This is a genomic window from Erwinia sp. MMLR14_017 (assembly GCF_033657285.1).
Lineage (GTDB): Bacteria > Pseudomonadota > Gammaproteobacteria > Enterobacterales > Enterobacteriaceae > Erwinia.
Genome location: NZ_JAWVWP010000022.1, coordinates 1 through 16,093 on the forward strand (window position 1 = coordinate 1; position 16,093 = coordinate 16,093).

Sequence of the window (16,093 nt, forward strand, 5' to 3'; positions counted from 1 at the left end):
ATGTTAAACCGGAGAGAGGGGTGAGAAGCCCCGACAGGGTTCGACAAAACGGCAGGAGAGCCGTTTTGCACAGCTCCGCTGCCTGAAAGGCGAGGCATATGGACGTGCCTCGTGATCCCCCTCTTTCACCGCCATATTTAAAGAGAAAGTCTGAGCGAAAGTTCAGACTTTTTTTTGCATGTTAAACCGGAGAGAGGGGTGAGAAGCCCCGACAGGGTTCGACAAAACGGCAGTAGAGCCGTTTTGCACAGCTCTGCTGCCTGAAAGGCGAGGCACATGGAGGTGCCTCGTGATCTCCCTCTCTCACCGCCATATTTGAAGAGAAAGTCTGAGCGAAAGTTCAGGCTTTTTTTGCATGTTAAACCGTAGAGAGGGGTGAGAAGCCCCGACAGGGTTCGACAAAACGGCAGGAGAGCCGTTTTGCACAGCTTCGCTGCCTGAAAGGCGAGGCACATGGACGTGCCTCGTGATCCCCCTCTCTCACCGCCCTATTTATTCAGCGAAACGTCCTGCCCGGCCGTAGCAGCAATATCCTTACTGGCCTTAACCTGTGCGGCCTCGCTGTTGATATCGCGGCCTGCAGCGAGCGTGGTATAACCGCCGCTGGCTCACTCTGTAACCTGCCGGCCATGGAACCAGGCTGCTTTTATGTTCACTTACTCTTTATTATTTTCAGCCCGTTCAAAACCGGCAGTCCTGGCCGCGCCGGTTTAACGCGCGTTATGAATAAAATGGAGAGTTTATGTCGACATCTTTTAGTGGTCTGCTTCGACCCTTATTTACTTATCTCAAGCAGGAGCCTGACATTCGCGGCGACGAGGAAGCATTTGAACTAGTGATGTGGTCAGATCTGTCGCTCCGGTTTTTACATTACCCCCAGGAGCATATCACCCTGAGCTGCCTGCTGCCTTTCAGGGCAAACGATGAGAACGCCACAACTCTCCTTTGGGAACTGCTGCAGGCTAATTTAATGAATGAACAGTCTCCCCCTGTTGTACTGGCGGCCTCGGCCATCAGTGAGGAGATAGTCATATGGTCACGTTTACCCATGAGCGCGGCAGAGCCACAGGCTCTGATTGCACTGTACGAAACTATAGCGCTTTATACTCATACGGTGGGCCAGCGTCTGGGCATCGTCAGTCAGCTCACGCCTGATGAATCCGGAGCCTGATTATGATGCGCATATTCAATATCGGCAGCAGTCGTCAGACTCAGCAAAGTGGCTCTTCCACCCAGTCTGCTCACGAAGTCCTTAGCGCTGCACAAATGCAGGCGTCCGGCCTCTTTCAGCGTCAGGTCAGGCTGGTTTCAGCTCAAACACTCCAAAGCATGGATCTGGCAGCGCAAACGCAACAGGAAGTCCGTGTGCAGTTAGGCCATGGCGGCAATCAGTGGTTACCTCTCGTCGCCGACAAAGGCGAAAGCGCAATGCGCGGTATTATGTCAATTCGCGCCTCGGAACGTTTTGGCAACGAAGTTCGCGAACGCTTTGCACAACGTTTTTCTCAGGACGCATCTGATCTGGATGATACCTATGCCTCGGGGCACACTGCGCTGAGAGTGCAAGGGGGGCATTGTCAGAAGTTTTCCGACCTGGCCTATACACATCTTGCGGCCAAAGGGGTCAATAAACCCGTGATGAACGCAATCTACAATAACGATCATGTATTGGTGCTGATAGGGGATAAACGGCAGGAGGATCCGGTGCTACTGGATGCCTGGCAGCATCTCCCCATTGTGACCACGCTGGATAACAGCAAGCTTGATCCTGGCCGGCTTGATGTTATCCAGCAGCGAAACGATGCCCGTCCCGATCCTCATGCGCAATGGGCTTTGCGCCATGTCCGTACCATGAACCAGAACGAAATCGAGCATATTCTGACTGCAACGACTTATCCGCCTGTCGGGAAAAAATTCGTGAAGCACATGGTAGAAAGGCAGCGCGGACAAGAGCCGGGCCGTTATGATGTGCGCTCGCTGGCAAAAGATCCCAGCACCCATTACACCGACGATAGCGCCCTGACGGGCAGAGCCTTCGATACTATGTCAGCCTCATCGCTATCCAGCGCCCGACGTGCTATTGAGAAATATGAACGCGCTGCAGCCGCAGATCCTGACGGTTATGGAAAGGCCAAACGTATATAAAAAAACATCTTTACCGCTATCAAAAGTATCCTTTGTTTTTGCGTTTTTCATACCTGTGAACAACACGCACTATTAACCCATCTGCATAAGCAGATGGGTCTCTGTATTCAGAGTAAAACCTGCGGCGGGGAATTTATTCAACCAGCCAATTAAACCGCCCTCACCAGAGCCGGAAGTAATACAGGCGCTGCGCCAGATTTGCCCGAAGTTCTCTGCTCGTAAGCAGCGTGAGCTGGTTAAGGGTTAGAAGGGATTTTTCCTGCTGCGCTTTCACTGCGGCAACTTTTTGTCCCGACGCACCCTTTCCGCCCGAACACACTACCGCCCCGGTGAGTATCACCGCGCACAGCAGCCAGCACATGGCCTTCCTTAACTGTTTCATTCCGCTTTCCCTGTTATCGAGGTGATCACAGGGCCGAGGCAGTTGATCATCCGGCTAGCGAATTAAGGATAACTAAATGACTTATAAAGAAAAACCACAACATCAACGCCGGCATTTGGTTTGTCACTTAGGATTTGAAGGCGAGGCCGTTTTCTCTTTCGACATGAGACATTGCCCTACGCCAATAATAATCCCGCATCCGATTGATATTTCAGCTCCTCTAATTAAGTCATTTCGATAAAAATCAAAATCACCCACTAAAAAATAGGATGCTAAAGATATAAGTACTCGACCACCTACAAGGATAATGAAAAGCCCCACTATCCATAAAGAAACCAATAAAAATAAGAGTTTAATTTTCTTATTTTGCATCACTCTTTTCCTCCAGTTTATGCTGAACTTTTTCAGCCAATTTCTGTGCGGAACTTCCAAGATATTCAGAACCAGCAGATTCAGCTACTGCTCCTGTTATTTTAGGTATAGTAAATTGAGGGATTATGGTTTGAAGTTTATCTACACCTTTACCTATAGTTGCGCCTCCAAGGGTTCCTAAACCTGCTCCTATCATTGGCGCTGCGGCATCTTTCTCCTGCAAGCTAGCTCCCGCATATGCTCCCGTAATACTCGCTGCTTCCGTAAACCAGAACCCTTTACCCTGAGTTACTCCGCTGATACCTGTAGCTATGAGCGCATCAGTGGCACTGAATGGTTCCCCACTGTTCAACTGATTAAATACGTTAGCCGCACCGCCGATAGCGCCTGCGCCGATAACGCTCCCCGCTGTTGCTGTAGCTGGCAAAAGAACGGGCGCTACAACTGTGCTCACCCCAGCCCCCCAAGCTGTTAAAAAGCCAGTTGCCGCATTCTGGCCAGCAGGTAATTGACCCGTAATCAGTTTATCCGAAGCATATTTGATTTCTTCCGGTGTTGCCGGATTAAGCACGTTGCCTGCCTCGTCTGTGAGGTTGGTATTATTTACCAGTGAACCCTGTGCCTGTACATTATTCCAGAAACCCGTGCCGAACCCGGCCAGGCCGGACGACATATCATTATTCTCAGCCGCATTCTTCCCGGCCGAAGCACCGGCTACCGTGCCGCTCATATCGCCCGAGGCCAGGCTGCCCGCAAGCCCTGCCGCCAGCGTGCTCAGCGCGCTGATTTTCTGCTTCTGCTCCTCGCTGAGTTTACCATGCTCAACGCCGGGATAAAGCTGCTGCGCGATAAACTCACCCGTTGTGGCGCCCGCCGCGCCTGCCAGCGCATTTTTGCCCTGCAGCTGCGCAACCACCGCGCCCAGCACCGCGTGCGCTATCAGGTTGGCCGGTTCGTTTACTTCCTGAATGTTGCCATTTATGCTGGTGGTGGTTTCTTTATGAATGAGTCCAGCCAGATAAGACGCCGCTGCGCCCGCTGCGACGCCCTGCACGCTGCCGGCCAGCAGACCCTGTACCGCCGCCGTTGCCGCCTGGATTCCTCTCTGAATGTCGCTGCCGGTTCCCCACTCAGCCTGTGTGTCCCGGTAAGCGCTGCTGTTCTGCAGCTTCTCGTTGTATGCATCCCAGGCATCTCTGGTATCGCCCGCTGCGGGTTCAGGGATATTTTTCTTCGCCAGCTCCGCCTTGCCCGCGGTGATGGCGCGGATTTCGCCTTCCGTCCGCGCCACGTCCATCGCCTGTGCGGCTACCTCGCCCACCAGCTGCGCGGTCTGCAGCCGCTTCTGCTCTTTCTCCTTGTCGAATATCGGGCTGATGCTGCCGTTGGCTCCGGCCGTGTCATGGCTCAGCGTGCTGACGTCCTGCTTCTGCGCCGCCTGGTCACGTACGATCAGCGTGCCGTCAGAGACCGCAGCACGGGTCACCCCTTCAGCATGACCGCCTGCACCCAGCCCACTGAGCAGCGAAGAGGCCATATTGCCCAGTACCTGGCTGCCCACCGGGCCGCCGGTGCTGAAACTGCCGCCCAGATGTTCAACCTTGTAGTCCGCCCGGTTACCGATATCGCTGAAGCCGAGCGTGCCGGTGTCGAGACGGTTTTTATCCGCGCCCGCCGTGAAGGCAATAAAGCCGCTGACCACAAGCAACTAATGAGGAGTTGATTATGTCTGAGACACATCATAAGCCAGAGATGCACATACCCACACCCCCTTGTTATACCGTGGGTTATATCAGTGACGCGAAGTATCAGCCGCAGCCATCCATTATCCTGAAGGGACACTGGCTGGAAGAGGCAGGATTTGCGGGCCGGTTGACGTAAGGGTGATGCAGGACTGCCTGATTATTACCCGACAGGAGCCGCAACCGGAACTGCCCGCCGAGCCGGAGGTGGTGACCACGCTGAAGCGTGCCTGCAAAAAACTGTCGGCCCGCAAGCAGCGGGAGATAGCGGCGTTTATTGAACTGGTTACCACGCCACAGAAGCGGCCACGCAAGATCCCGGACGGGGTGGCTGAGTGGCGACCACTGTAATGTAAGCATCTGGCTGTAAAGGAAAATCCCAGCCTACACGGCTGGAATTTGTTCAGTTTTTAATTGTAAAAGAGACATAAATATTGTCACCTCTTAATTTGCTTAAATGCTCTCTTGCGTAATCACAACTTTCAGAAGGAACGGCTAAATTACAATACCAATCAGCATAAAAATTATTCATTTTATTATTTTCATGCTGATAGACATCTCCACCAAGTACTGTCCATTTAGCATCTGCAAATAGTTGCAGTGCCTCATTCACTACGGATATTGGTAGTGCTGCATCATGAATACCATTTTCCAAAAGACTTTTTCCACAACGCGAATACAACTCCAAGATTTTATTAATCATTATTCTTCCATTCCCATTCATTTTTTAGGAACAAAAAGACGGTGATTGATAGAACCATTTGGTTCGCGTATATATTCGAATACACCGTCTTTCCCTCGATAACTACCTGATATCTCTAGCTTCAAACGTTCTACACCATCGCCTCCTGTAATTACTGATACCGTTCCCTGATTAGCATGGCCATCTACAGATTCAGGGAAGGAATGAAAGTCTCCAGAAGAAGCTTGTTGTTTGACTTTATCTGTATACGCCGTTCCCTTAAAGAAGTCGCCAGCACTAATAGCACTACTCTTATCAGACGATTCAGAGATATAGCTGCTACCAGTATTTTCTACCGGTTTAGGATTGATGAATATCCCATCATTTTTTCCTGGCTGGGATTCAGGAGATATAGTAATAAGAGAACTATTTATATCCGATTGATCCGGCGTAACCAGCGACGTTCCCTTGTTTTCATCCTGCGCCGGATTAACCAGCTTACCGCCCGTTAAGTTATCATTAACCGGCACGGTTTCCGTTTTGCTTCCGGCACCGTCCGCATGCTGCTGACTCTGTGTCGATACCACCGCCATCAGCACACAGCTGGTGTTTGCCACGCAGGCCGCATCCAGTCCTTCTTTGACCTTTTTCGTCAGCGCCAGCGCCGCCTGCTCGCTTGCACCACCTTTACCCGCTTCGGCCATTGCCGCCGAGTTCAGCGTCTCCTGCGCCAGCATCTGTGACAACATGCCCATACCGGCCATGTTATTGCTGAGTTCGTTCTGGCCCGCCTGCGCTCCGGCTACCGCTTCCGCCGTGCCGTTTCCGGTCAGGCCGCCCGCAAGACCTGCCGCAACCGTACCCAGTGCGACCAGCGTCTGCTTCTGTTCCTCACTCAGCTGGCTGACCGGCACGTTGCCGTACAGCGCGTTTTTGATGGCTTCACCCATCGCCGCCGTGGTGGCCGCACCCGCCGCACCCGCCAGCGCACTGTTGCCCTGCGCGGCGGCTATCACACCGGCCACCGCCGCATGCGCCATCACGCGGCTCGTTTCATCCGGCGCGGTCTGTTTGATAATTTCGGCCAGGTAGGGTGCTGAGGCTCCGGCCAGTGCAGCTTTCAGATCGCCGCCCGCCAGGCCCTGGATAGCCGCCGTGGCCGCCTGGAGTCCCTGCTGGATGGCGCTGCCCGTTCCCCACTGCTGCTGCGCCGCCTTGTAGCTGTCGGTCGCTGCCAGCGCTTTATTATAGCTGGCCCAGGCTTCCTTCGACGCGCCTTTCTCCGGCTCCTTAACGCCTTTCCTTTCCAGCTCGGCCTTGCCCGCGGTCGTCGCCCGGATTTCGCCTTCCGTGCGTGCTACGTCCATTGCCTGGCTGCCAATTTCAGCAATGAGCTGCGCCGTCTTCAGCCGGTTCTGCTCCTTCTCCTTGTCAAATATCTGCTCAAGGCCCGGGTTCGCATTTTCCACGTCGTGACTGAGCTGTGCAACGTCCTGCTGCTGGCTTTCTTTGTCGCGGATAATGATGCTGCCTTCGCTCACCGCCGAATTCGTGGTGGAACTGTCACTGCCCGAGCCGTTCACCCCGGTCAGCAGCCCGTTCGCCATATTGCCCGTGAACTGGTCGCCGATGCTCCCGCCGGTGCTGAAACTGCCGCCCAGATGTTCAACCTTGTAGTCCGCCCGGTTACCGATATCGCTGAAGCCGGGCGTGCCGGTGTCGAGACGGTTTTTATCCGCGCCCGCCGTGGAGGCAATCACCGCGCCGTTAAGCTGCGTATGTCCGCCCGTGGTGACATCAAAGCCCTCTTTACCGGCATAAATACCCGTCTGCTCAATGACCGAATTGTAATTACTCTTCATTTTGTCGCGGCTGGCGCTGAGGTAAACCGAGCCGCTCATTGAACCAAAAGTAAAGCTGCCGCCTCCACTGACGCTGGTCTGCCTGGAATCGTAATTATTGCTGTCCTGCAGGCTGCTCAGCGTGAGGTCGCGCCCGACATCCGCCACCACTTGGGAGGTTAAAGTGCTGCCCGGCTGCATGATACTGATGGTTAAACAGCCCTCATTGGAACCGTAAGTGATACAGACCCTGCGCCAGCTCTGCCCGAAGCTCTCGGCCCATAAACAGCGGGAACTGATGGACGTAATTCAGGTGATGGCGAAGCCGCAGAAGCGGAGTGCAGGCTGACTATTAATGTTAAAATCCCGGCGCGGTGGCCGGGGTTTTCGTTATCTAATAACAGAGCTAATTTTTATATCCGGCCTTATATGTATCTCAACTTTATTTATTAGCCCCTCTGCAACAACTTCAATATAAATATAATCACATAAGTTATCACTTTTTATGCTAAATGAACTCACACCATCGATAGCGCCATGTGAAATTTCTTTATCATGTAGTTTCATTGCGTACTGAATCCAACCTTCAATAACGCTAAACGAAAAATCAATACTAAGGCCGCATTGATCTTTTGCTGTATACAAAAAGCTGACATTCTCTCTCTCAAACGAGACTGGTTCACTTTCAAAAAAAGAGAGTAACTCAATTTCATCGGGCTTATTTTCTATAAACATTACTTAGTTACCCCATTTTTCGGTATGGTCGTAATGAATTGACGAGTACCATCGCCCGTAATTTTGAAAGTACTTTCAAACATAGTAGCCTTTCCTGAAAGGCCAATGAAGAAAGACTCTCTAATCTCAAAGCTACCGTATTGATCCGTATATTTTTTCACAACATTATTTGGTATTTTTGTCGCCTGAGTAAAATGTTCAGCCAGAACTGCATGGCCATTAATATCATCAGTAATATCTAATCGTTTCATTTCCAGAGCAAGCTGATTTGTACGATCCAATGTATGACTATTACCGGTTGCCCTGCCAAAAAGATAATCAAATTTTTTCGCATCAACTACAGAATGGCGATCGTCTGCGCCGCAGTAATTCCCGGAATCTTTTTACCTGGCAGTATTATCCCCGCCAGCATCCCGCCCGTGGCTTCCAGCGCTGCCTGATTTCCTTCCGATGCCTGCACTACTGTGTCTTTCACCGCAGACCAGGTATCGCTGTTCATCAGCGCCTTAACGTTGTCCGCGACTGCCTGATTTTTCCCGGACAGGTCGCTCAGTGCTTTATTACAGTAACTGTCTCCCGCTGCACATGAAGCCAGCGCCATCGCCGCATCAGCGGCGTAATCCGCTCCACCTAATGCCGCATCACCGGTATCCGCAAGGCCGTTAATAATGGCATTGGCGATAGCGGAAGTGGTGCCGTTACCCAGCTTGTCCCTGACCTGATCTTTCAGGGATTCAGCGGCCTGTTTCACCGTCTCGCGGGCTTTATCTCCGCTCAGCGAGTTATTCTCAACGATATTCCGGCCATCAGGCGGGAGTCGCCCCGCTATGACTGCCTGAATCGGGGTCGCGTCTTATACTTAAAATAAAAAATCCGGCTCGGTGGCCGAGATTACTGTCACGATAACCATTTTTTAAATTGCATTAAGACAAAATCATATGCATCACCTTCATTCACGAAGGAGGCCTGCATAGAGGGTTTATCTCTCTCAACGTAATAGACAACCCAAAGATCATTCTCTTTAACAACGCAGGTGCAATCACTATTTTTTATCACACCTAAGGAATAGCTATTTGCATTCACGCCTAAAGTATCTAGTTTTTTTACAAGTTCTTCGGCTCTCATTTTTCTACCTCTTTCATGTAGTCATTATCCAGGTACCATTGTACTGGTTTAGGGAGTTCATATTGAGTACCAGTACCTTTTTGTCCGAACCACGGCAAAATTTTTGATTTAGGAACATCTGGTATTGGTTTAATAATTTCATACTGAAAATATGGCTTTGTAGTTTCATAAGATGATGGTAATGCCCTATTGCCAAAAGGAATCCCAACAGGCGATATAAAACTTCCTCCAGGATAGCCATACCGATCTACAACACTTCCAGTAGGTAACGTCACCTGCTCAACTGGTCCATAAGCGCCACGATTTGGGGGCCAAATCCCCAGCATTTCCTGAACTGCCCCTTCAGCTTTACTGTATTTCCCAAAGTTAGACGACTCTCTGGCAGCCTGGCTGGCAGCAATATTATCCTTAACCCGGCCAGCAATTGTTTTTGCTGTACTAGCTTCAGCAACCGTCTTACCAATTCCGATAGTCCCGCTAGCCCCAACGCCGCCCGGTACAATTGCTTCCGATACCTGGATTCCAACACTGTTCAGACATAGCACTGCATTTCCTGCACATGACCGGATAACTGCCTGAGCTGCTTCTGCTATTTCAGGTGTAGCAGCAGCCAGTAAACCACCTCCAAGACCAGCGGGTAAAGCCACCATCAGCGCATCGTTCATCGCCAGCCCTTTCTGGCAGGATGCTGAGCCGGGATCAGTACTGCAGGAGGCTATATTCTTTCCGTGTTCCTGCACGAACTTCGCCTGGCCGTCTTCCGTGCCGCCCAGAAGATTATTCTCAACCGTAGTCTTACCAGCCTGAGCCGCGGCAACAGTATCAGCACTGCTGTCGCTAACTAACCCACCGGCAAGCCCTGCTGCCAGGGTTGCAAGAGTGCTGACTAATTGCTTTTCGCTCTCCTTCAGCTCTCCCACTTTCTTGCCGTAAACCTGTAGAGCGATCATTCCAGTCATTTCAGCAGTAGCAGCACCGGCTGCTCCGGCCAGCGCTGAATTGCCCTGCGCCGCTGCCAGGGCCGCATTCACTGCCGCATGAGCCATGATTTTGCCCAGACCATCCAGACCGCTGTTACCGATGATATTCGCTATATAAGGAGCCGAACCACCTGCTATAGCTTTTGCAACATCACCACCCGCCAGCCCCTGCACGACCGCCGTGGCTGCCTGAATACCACGTTGCAGAGAGCTGCCCGTACCGTAAGGAGCCATCGCGGTATCATAAGCCTGCTGCGCTACCTGAGTGGCGGTGGGATTCAGCTTGCCTTCGCCTGCAAGTTTCTCTCTTGCTGATGCCAGAGCTGCCGGATCTTTCTTCGCATTCAGCCCCTGGATTTCACCCTGCGTCCGCGCAATATCTGCGGCCTGGCTGCCAATCTCACCAATCAGCTGAGCGGTCTGCAGGCGTTTTTGTTCTTTCTCTTTGTTAAAGATCGGGCTGATGCTGTCGTTAGCATGCTCTGTATCACGGCTTAAGTCACCCACATCCTGTTGCTGATGAGCCCCGTCACGAATGACTATCGCCCCCTCTGCCACGGCGGCCTGGGTGGTGCCCTCTGCGTGACCTGAACCGCCTGCTCCTGCCAGCAATGTGTTTGCCATATTACCCGCAAACTGTCCACCCATACTGGCACCCGAGCTGACGCCAATTCCCGCATGCTCAGTTTTGTAACCGGCCTCGTTGTGAATATCCGTAAAGCCCAGCGTGCCGGTATCCAGACGGTTATCAGCCGCATCAGCCTGGCTGGCAATAACCGCGCCATTGAGCTGAGTATGATTGCCCACCGTGATATCGAAACCACCTTTACCGGCATAAATGCCGCTCTGGTCAGTCACGCTGTCATAATTACTGTGCATTTTGTCCTGACTGGCATTGATATAGCCAGAACCGGTCATCGTGCCAAAGGTAAAGCTCCCTCCCGCGCCAAAGCTGGCCTGCTTCGAATCGTAGTTGTCGCTGTCCTGCAGGCTGGTGAGGGTCAGGTCCCGTCCGATATCGGCGGTGACCTTATCACCATTGACCGTTGCCCCGCTGAGGGTGGTATCACGGCCGCTGACCAGTGAGACATCTCCGCCGCTGTCCAGTGTGGTTTCACTCCAGACGGTGCCGTTGCCTTTTTCTTTACCTTTGGCACCATTAACGCTGGCAAAGATACTCAGGCCTGCACTGCCCTGTCCGACACCAAAACTCAATCCTATACCGCCGCCACTGCTGCTGTTCTTGCCGGTCGTCTGTTGCGTGTTGGCAGCACTGCTCAAAATAATGTCATTAGTTGCCTGCAGGGAAGTATCCCCGCCAGCTTTCAACTGACTGCCGGCAATCAGGATATCGCCGCTGTTGGCCCCCTGGTTTTTACCTGTGGCTGTAATGCTCAGATCTTTCCCGGCGTTGATCGTCGAGCCGTTTACGGTATCTGAACTCTGATGCTGCCGGGATTTGGACAGGATGTGATCCGGGGACTGCTGAACGCAATGATCATCAAAAACCAGGTGACCGGTGCAGTGAGCCGCGTCACACAGGGAGCGGCTAAGGGAGAGAATTAATACGAACGCGGGCTGAAGGTGATTGCGACACCAATAACCCGCGAACCACAAGCAACTACCAAAAGTAGTTACTATGGCTGCGCAGCATCATAAGTCAGAGCATGTCTCAACCTAAGCCCGGCGCTATACCGTGGGCTATATCAAGGATTACCTGAAGCACCTGCCGTTACCGTCGATCACGCTGCGGGCCCACTGTATGGCGGCGCTGGGATTTGAGACCGGGAAGAAGGTTGAGGTGCTGTGGAGCAGGGCGAGTTGTTTATCCGACTGGTTGAGGAGTGAGCAGCAGGTATAATATCCCGGCTCGGTAGCCGGGATCTCTTTCAGTTTTTAAGACTATGATAAAAATCTAGAATATTTTTTAGATTAGTATTCCATTCCGATATCTTCATGCCATCTTCATTATGCGTTGTTCGTGGTTCAGTAAAACTATTTATAGTCTCAGGAGTGAATCCTGAGCATTCATCTAAAAATAAAATATTATTTTGAACGAACACATCATCACCAGAGAAATATAATACCCAAGTAAATATAAAATTTGCATTATCGGGCTCATACATTGAAACAGCTAAAGTAGCATGCTTTTTATTTGCCAAGCCCTCTTCAAGAGAACTTAGCCAGCTATATTTATAATCACTTATATTCCAGTACGATAGAGGTATATTCATCACTTCTGAAAACTCATCAATGACTATTGAAGCTGGCAAGACAATCTCACCATCAACCTCAATCGGCTTATCTTCAGGAAAAATACCAAACATATCTCAGTCCTTAATTTTGTTTAGATCGCTATCATAAGTGCCCATACGCTTCCCTTTACGGTCAAAGATTTTCCAACCATTGGTAACATTATGGCTGTCGACATCAGGCGTGATATACGTTTTTCCATCAAAAAACACTGGTTGCCCATGAGAATTGAATGGTGCCTTCTGCGCCGGTATTCTTCGGTCAAAACCTAATCTCCCAGCCGCTTCCTGAGCTTCTTTCCCTTTCAAAGCAAGATAAGCCAGATCATCTTTATTCTGCTCAGGGATCGGCGTAACGGTAGTGTTCCCGCCCTTATCCGACGCTCCGTCCGTATTTCCAGTATTGCTGGCTCCCTGATCGCCAGACTGATCCGGCGAAATCAACGACGTCCCCTTGTTCTCATCCTGAGCCGGATTCAACAGCTTACCGCCTGTTGGATCCTTTTCTCCTACTGGGAAGACGGTAACCAGGCCCTGATTTCCTTTCCATTCCTCGTAAGCGGCTCGCTCACCCGGTGACAGGTTATCGATGAGATTCGGGTCACCTGACATTGCTGCCAGCATGACATCGGTTTTTTGCGTGCCGGAAAGATTTTCAATCGCCGATGTGGCAACACCAACACCCACCAAAGCGCCCAGCCCAATATCCACAACGGCTTTACTACAGGCAGGTATCTCTGCACAAGCAGCTGCGCCGGTACGAATGATAGCCAGATTGTTATTCTCAACAACAACTTCTTCCGATGCGGAGCTAGCCAGCCAACAGCATTTTTCCTGGTTCACTCAGCATATTACAACCACTTTTTCCCTGTGCATGCTGGCCCAGGCAACTTTTTCCCCAGACGCGCTTTTTCAGCCCGTTACACCCTTTTCCCCAACGCTGTTAAAGAGCAACCAATGCCCCATCATAATAGCGCTTTTCGTCCCTGCCATTACCGCTTTCGGGGTTTTGTGACGGTGCCGCACCAACGGCGGCAGGCCGAACCCGCTGCCCCAACTGACCATCAAGGGGAGATGGCTGGAGCCGCTCGAATTCACCATTGGACAGAGTATCGAAGTGATCACCGAGCCGGGCAGTTGATCATCCGACTGGCAGCAGATGCATAACGGGCTGACATATAAAGTTAAATCCCGCCACTGAGGGCGGGATTTAACTATTCACATCTGTAATTTCCAAAAATTCATGCCATTAATAAGCCAGTATTGTTCCTTGTCTGGTACTAACAAGCCAAAATCACTATTTGCTTGAGCGTTCCAATCAGAAGGTACAGACGCTTCGTGACTTCTATCCCAATCAGTATGGCGATATATTTTTTTGTCAAAATTAATATAAAATTTAGGTAGTCGCATTCTCCAGCTATCCCATTCAACTGATACTGGATCTGTTAATGTGGATAAAAACTGCTCAACATATTCATAAAAACTGACAAGCCGCTCGTCATCTCTTTCCAATGTGAAGAATGCTCTCATCCAGTCAACTGTATAAATAACAACATCATTTCTGGTTATATAATCTTTAAAGCTATCCTTAGATAATATAGGAACTCCATTTCTGAATGAACTTACTGCCTCATCATACAGAGACTCCTTCATCCATCCTTTAGCTATATACGCCTTATATTCCGGCCTAACATCGATGCAGTAATTACCCTTATTATCAACAAGATAATAATGAATCCCATCCACAACAAAGATAGCTATATCTTTATCGCCATTAAAAATTTCATCGAGTAAATTCTGATACTCATTTGTTAAATTCATTCAGAAATTCCTCTTTTGTTAATACGCGAGCTTTTGAGGAGTTTTGCTCTATCAGCCTATCCCACACCTTAGGTAGTTCAAGAGACACACTTGGTTGACCTTTTGTAGGATCGACAACCTTAGGAGCATCCGGATCTTTCGACACCCCAGGAATTGGCTTTTGAGGTACTGCTGCATCCATTATTTGCTTATGGAGAGCCACATCAACTTCAAACACCACTACGCTACCATCTTGTCTTCTATTAGTCAGGTAATAAGCGGCATGATTTGGTCCATTAGTGCTAACACACAATTGCCCACTACAACCTGAGTTAATAGTTACACTGCCGTCAGAGTTTACATTAATTCTGTTCTGACTTGTTTGTGTACCATTTCCTCCACCTTCAACCCGAAAATAAGTTTCAGATGAGTTTGGTACATTTTCTATAGGCTTTGCCGTCGAGCTTCCGGGTTTCGGTCCCGGGGCTACATCCTTCCCAAACTGCTTTGCCAGTGCACCAGACGCGACTACAGCACTCACTCCACTCGCGATGTACATGGAACCAACATAGGCTCCTGCTCTCGCTTTGGCCTCATCCTCCGTGTACCCAAACGACATGAATGCCTGAGTATACCCTTCCAGAATATTGAATACTTCCTTCGCATTCGGATTTGTAGAGTTCAGCAAGTTCACTATCTGCTGATAACCCGCCTGAGCCTCTTTCGGATTCTGGTAGGTCTGATTGAAGTAGGTATCTTGCGCGTCCTTCGCTTTTGCTCTTTCTACCTGACAGTCACCACCTTTGCCACTGCAGGCCGCGTAAGCAGCCAGATCACTTTCCAGATCCTTACGATTTAACGCCTCTTTATCTTTCTGCTCTTCTGGCGTCAGGTTCTGTTTGTGGTTGAAATATGTCTGACGGTCCTTGTCACTACTGCTCAGATAGTTATTCTCAACAGCATTCTTACCCGTCCCCACCCCGACAACTCCACCTGCCGGCGAGTCGGCCGCTATTCCGCCGGCCAGCCCTGCCGCCATCTCGCTCAGCGTGCTGACCATCTGCTTCTGGCTCTCCGTCAGGTCGCTGATGGTCGTGTGCGGATACATCACCGCCACGATTGCCCGCGCAGCCAGCTCCCCGCCTTTGGGTGTCCAACTTTTGGGGTGCAGTCCAGATGGCTAGGGTTGTTTTAAATAACTAATGACTTCATATATTTAAATGGCGCAGCATTTATGTCTAATCTCATATCTTCGACAAGACTTGTTATTAATTCATACTCTTCTGAGGTGATAGATATGTCATATTCACTTATGTGATCGCATAAAATCTCAAAAGCGAGAGGTTCTTCATTATGCTGAATATAATCTAAAGCTCCCTCAACCAAAGCAGGATTCAAGCGATCCTCAAGAGCCTTGCCCAACTGATTAATTTTTTCACTAAACATTTAATAAAATCACACTATTTTTTAATGGGTTTGGATACTGCTGGCACAGGGTTATGATCGGGGAATGCAGTAACGATTTTACCCGTAGCAGGCTGATAAACGACTCGAATACGTAACCCATCTCGAATTTCATACGCTACCCACTTAGCTGGATCACCCTTAGCCGTATACATGCCACCTGTACCCGTCTGAGCAAACCATTGAGTATCCGGTGAAGTTGCTATATCACCTATTTCATGAACAACTTTATCGGCAGACCATTCTTTCGGGAAAACAGTTTTCCCCGGGTTACCAGGATAAAGATGTCCACCTTGAGTGGGGCCATCACCATACAAAATATGTTGCTTCGCTTCAGCCGATAATATATCAACATACTTCTGATTTGCTGGACTGATAGAGCTTTCAGGCATTGAAGCACTCGGTTTTCCTGTAGCAGATGCCCCCGGCACCAGTCCTTCATCCACTGCCTTACCGGCTCCAATACCCGCAATACCCCCGGCTATATACATCGCACCAAGCTGGTAACCCACTGCCGATTTTGCCGCTTCCTCGCTCATGCCAGTACGCACATACGCAGCCACCATGCCGTTA

At 50.4% G+C, this 16,093-nt stretch carries 20 protein-coding genes and 3 pseudogenes; 6 read left to right on the forward strand and 17 right to left on the reverse strand.

The genetic code is table 11. The features are described 5' to 3' along the window. Positions 1–742 precede the first annotated feature (742 nt). Together SD961_RS21515 and SD961_RS21520 are read left to right on the forward strand one after the other, a co-directional pair. Positions 743–1,171, forward strand: coding sequence for a CesT family type III secretion system chaperone (locus SD961_RS21515; RefSeq protein ID WP_318792338.1), 429 nt, complete (start codon positions 743–745; stop codon positions 1,169–1,171). A gap of 2 nt (positions 1,172–1,173) precedes the next feature. Further along, entirely contained in the window at positions 1,174–2,145 is a 972-nt protein-coding gene (locus SD961_RS21520; protein ID WP_318792339.1) for a hypothetical protein, read from the forward strand. Between the two features lie 160 nt (positions 2,146–2,305). Here SD961_RS21520 and SD961_RS21525 read toward each other — a convergent pair whose 3' ends face one another. From SD961_RS21525 to SD961_RS21535, 3 genes are all read right to left on the reverse strand, one after another. After that, positions 2,306–2,527, reverse strand: a complete 222-nt coding sequence (locus SD961_RS21525; protein WP_318792340.1) for a hypothetical protein — start codon at positions 2,525–2,527, stop codon at positions 2,306–2,308. Between the two features lie 123 nt (positions 2,528–2,650). Continuing rightward, positions 2,651–2,899, reverse strand: coding sequence for a hypothetical protein (locus SD961_RS21530; protein WP_318792341.1), 249 nt, complete (start codon positions 2,897–2,899; stop codon positions 2,651–2,653). Further along, the gene (locus tag SD961_RS21535; RefSeq protein WP_318792342.1) at positions 2,889–4,601 is read right to left on the reverse strand and encodes a VENN motif pre-toxin domain-containing protein; all 1,713 of its coding nucleotides are present in this window, start codon (positions 4,599–4,601) and stop codon (positions 2,889–2,891) included. The genes SD961_RS21530 and SD961_RS21535 overlap by 11 nt, the downstream gene beginning before the upstream one ends. Before the next feature lie 23 nt (positions 4,602–4,624). Here SD961_RS21535 and SD961_RS21540 point away from each other — a divergent pair, with 23 nt between their 5' ends. After that, entirely contained in the window at positions 4,625–4,780 is a 156-nt protein-coding gene (locus tag SD961_RS21540) for a SymE family type I addiction module toxin (protein ID WP_318792343.1), read from the forward strand. Between the two features lie 5 nt (positions 4,781–4,785). Next, complete coding sequence (locus tag SD961_RS21545; protein WP_318792344.1) at positions 4,786–4,992, forward strand: hypothetical protein; 207 nt, start codon at positions 4,786–4,788, stop codon at positions 4,990–4,992. 52 nt (positions 4,993–5,044) lie between these two features. Here the strand turns inward: SD961_RS21545 and imm40 are convergent, their stop codons facing one another. From imm40 to SD961_RS21585, 8 genes and pseudogenes are all read right to left on the reverse strand, one after another. Continuing rightward, on the reverse strand, positions 5,045–5,344 hold the full coding sequence (gene imm40 / locus SD961_RS21550; RefSeq protein ID WP_318792345.1) for an Imm40 family immunity protein: 300 nt from the start codon (positions 5,342–5,344) through the stop codon (positions 5,045–5,047). A 17-nt stretch (positions 5,345–5,361) separates the two neighbouring features. Then, on the reverse strand, positions 5,362–7,365 hold the full coding sequence (locus tag SD961_RS21775; protein ID WP_412916732.1) for a VENN motif pre-toxin domain-containing protein: 2,004 nt from the start codon (positions 7,363–7,365) through the stop codon (positions 5,362–5,364). Between the two features lie 189 nt (positions 7,366–7,554). Beyond that, positions 7,555–7,899, reverse strand: coding sequence for a hypothetical protein (locus SD961_RS21560; RefSeq protein WP_318792346.1), 345 nt, complete (start codon positions 7,897–7,899; stop codon positions 7,555–7,557). Further along, positions 7,899–8,150: a hypothetical protein gene (locus tag SD961_RS21565; RefSeq protein WP_318792347.1), complete on the reverse strand. Its 252-nt coding sequence runs from the start codon at positions 8,148–8,150 to the stop codon at positions 7,899–7,901. Before SD961_RS21565 ends, SD961_RS21560 begins: the two co-directional genes overlap by 1 nt. Positions 8,151–8,248: 98 nt before the next feature. Beyond that, positions 8,249–8,704 (reverse strand): annotated as a pseudogene (locus tag SD961_RS21570) (hypothetical protein); the annotation flags it as partial. A 92-nt stretch (positions 8,705–8,796) separates the two neighbouring features. Then, positions 8,797–9,024 (reverse strand): hypothetical protein, encoded by a 228-nt coding sequence (locus SD961_RS21575; protein ID WP_318792349.1) that lies wholly within the window; start codon positions 9,022–9,024, stop codon positions 8,797–8,799. Continuing rightward, entirely contained in the window at positions 9,021–9,689 is a 669-nt protein-coding gene (locus tag SD961_RS21580; RefSeq protein WP_318792355.1) for a TNT domain-containing protein, read from the reverse strand. Before SD961_RS21580 ends, SD961_RS21575 begins: the two co-directional genes overlap by 4 nt. 78 nt (positions 9,690–9,767) lie before the next feature. Continuing rightward, positions 9,768–11,468, reverse strand: a pseudogene (locus tag SD961_RS21585) (hemagglutinin repeat-containing protein); the annotation flags it as partial. 232 nt (positions 11,469–11,700) lie between these two features. Between SD961_RS21585 and SD961_RS21780 the strand changes: the two are divergent. Beyond that, positions 11,701–11,865, forward strand: coding sequence for a hypothetical protein (locus tag SD961_RS21780; protein ID WP_412916733.1), 165 nt, complete (start codon positions 11,701–11,703; stop codon positions 11,863–11,865). A gap of 28 nt (positions 11,866–11,893) precedes the next feature. Here the strand turns inward: SD961_RS21780 and SD961_RS21590 are convergent, their stop codons facing one another. Then, positions 11,894–12,331, reverse strand: coding sequence for a hypothetical protein (locus SD961_RS21590; protein ID WP_318792350.1), 438 nt, complete (start codon positions 12,329–12,331; stop codon positions 11,894–11,896). 3 nt (positions 12,332–12,334) lie between these two features. Further along, the gene (locus SD961_RS21595) at positions 12,335–13,099 is read right to left on the reverse strand and encodes a toxin C-terminal domain-containing protein (RefSeq protein ID WP_318792351.1); all 765 of its coding nucleotides are present in this window, start codon (positions 13,097–13,099) and stop codon (positions 12,335–12,337) included. A gap of 178 nt (positions 13,100–13,277) precedes the next feature. Here SD961_RS21595 and SD961_RS21600 point away from each other — a divergent pair. Continuing rightward, a pseudogene (locus SD961_RS21600) lies at positions 13,278–13,423 on the forward strand (SymE family type I addiction module toxin); the annotation flags it as partial. Between the two features lie 51 nt (positions 13,424–13,474). On the opposite strand, the gene SD961_RS21605 reads toward SD961_RS21600, so the two are convergent. The 4 genes from SD961_RS21605 to SD961_RS21620 form a co-directional block, all read right to left on the reverse strand. Continuing rightward, positions 13,475–14,077 carry a hypothetical protein gene (locus SD961_RS21605; protein WP_318792352.1) on the reverse strand — a complete coding sequence of 201 codons (603 nt, stop codon included), beginning with the start codon at positions 14,075–14,077 and terminating at the stop codon, positions 13,475–13,477. Next, positions 14,061–15,164 carry a VENN motif pre-toxin domain-containing protein gene (locus SD961_RS21610; RefSeq protein WP_318792356.1) on the reverse strand — a complete coding sequence of 368 codons (1,104 nt, stop codon included), beginning with the start codon at positions 15,162–15,164 and terminating at the stop codon, positions 14,061–14,063. The genes SD961_RS21605 and SD961_RS21610 overlap by 17 nt, the downstream gene beginning before the upstream one ends. Before the next feature lie 83 nt (positions 15,165–15,247). Further along, positions 15,248–15,502 carry a MafI family immunity protein gene (locus SD961_RS21615; protein WP_318792353.1) on the reverse strand — a complete coding sequence of 85 codons (255 nt, stop codon included), beginning with the start codon at positions 15,500–15,502 and terminating at the stop codon, positions 15,248–15,250. 14 nt (positions 15,503–15,516) lie between these two features. Beyond that, on the reverse strand, positions 15,517–16,093 hold a 577-nt coding region (locus SD961_RS21620), incomplete at its 5' end, for an EndoU domain-containing protein (protein WP_318792354.1).

Coding starts and splice junctions, on each gene's coding strand:
- SD961_RS21515 (WP_318792338.1), top strand. CDS start 743: ATGTCGACATCTTTTAGTGGTCTGCTTCGACCCTTATTTACTTATCTC.
- SD961_RS21520 (WP_318792339.1), top strand. CDS start 1,174: ATGATGCGCATATTCAATATCGGCAGCAGTCGTCAGACTCAGCAAAGT.
- SD961_RS21525 (WP_318792340.1), bottom strand. CDS start 2,527: ATGAAACAGTTAAGGAAGGCCATGTGCTGGCTGCTGTGCGCGGTGATA.
- SD961_RS21530 (WP_318792341.1), bottom strand. CDS start 2,899: ATGCAAAATAAGAAAATTAAACTCTTATTTTTATTGGTTTCTTTATGG.
- SD961_RS21540 (WP_318792343.1), top strand. CDS start 4,625: ATGTCTGAGACACATCATAAGCCAGAGATGCACATACCCACACCCCCT.
- SD961_RS21545 (WP_318792344.1), top strand. CDS start 4,786: ATGCAGGACTGCCTGATTATTACCCGACAGGAGCCGCAACCGGAACTG.
- imm40 (WP_318792345.1), bottom strand. CDS start 5,344: ATGATTAATAAAATCTTGGAGTTGTATTCGCGTTGTGGAAAAAGTCTT.
- SD961_RS21775 (WP_412916732.1), bottom strand. CDS start 7,365: ATGCAGCCGGGCAGCACTTTAACCTCCCAAGTGGTGGCGGATGTCGGG.
- SD961_RS21560 (WP_318792346.1), bottom strand. CDS start 7,899: ATGTTTATAGAAAATAAGCCCGATGAAATTGAGTTACTCTCTTTTTTT.
- SD961_RS21565 (WP_318792347.1), bottom strand. CDS start 8,150: ATGAAACGATTAGATATTACTGATGATATTAATGGCCATGCAGTTCTG.
- SD961_RS21575 (WP_318792349.1), bottom strand. CDS start 9,024: ATGAGAGCCGAAGAACTTGTAAAAAAACTAGATACTTTAGGCGTGAAT.
- SD961_RS21580 (WP_318792355.1), bottom strand. CDS start 9,689: ATGAACGATGCGCTGATGGTGGCTTTACCCGCTGGTCTTGGAGGTGGT.
- SD961_RS21590 (WP_318792350.1), bottom strand. CDS start 12,331: ATGTTTGGTATTTTTCCTGAAGATAAGCCGATTGAGGTTGATGGTGAG.
- SD961_RS21605 (WP_318792352.1), bottom strand. CDS start 14,077: ATGAATTTAACAAATGAGTATCAGAATTTACTCGATGAAATTTTTAAT.
- SD961_RS21610 (WP_318792356.1), bottom strand. CDS start 15,164: ATGTATCCGCACACGACCATCAGCGACCTGACGGAGAGCCAGAAGCAG.
- SD961_RS21615 (WP_318792353.1), bottom strand. CDS start 15,502: ATGTTTAGTGAAAAAATTAATCAGTTGGGCAAGGCTCTTGAGGATCGC.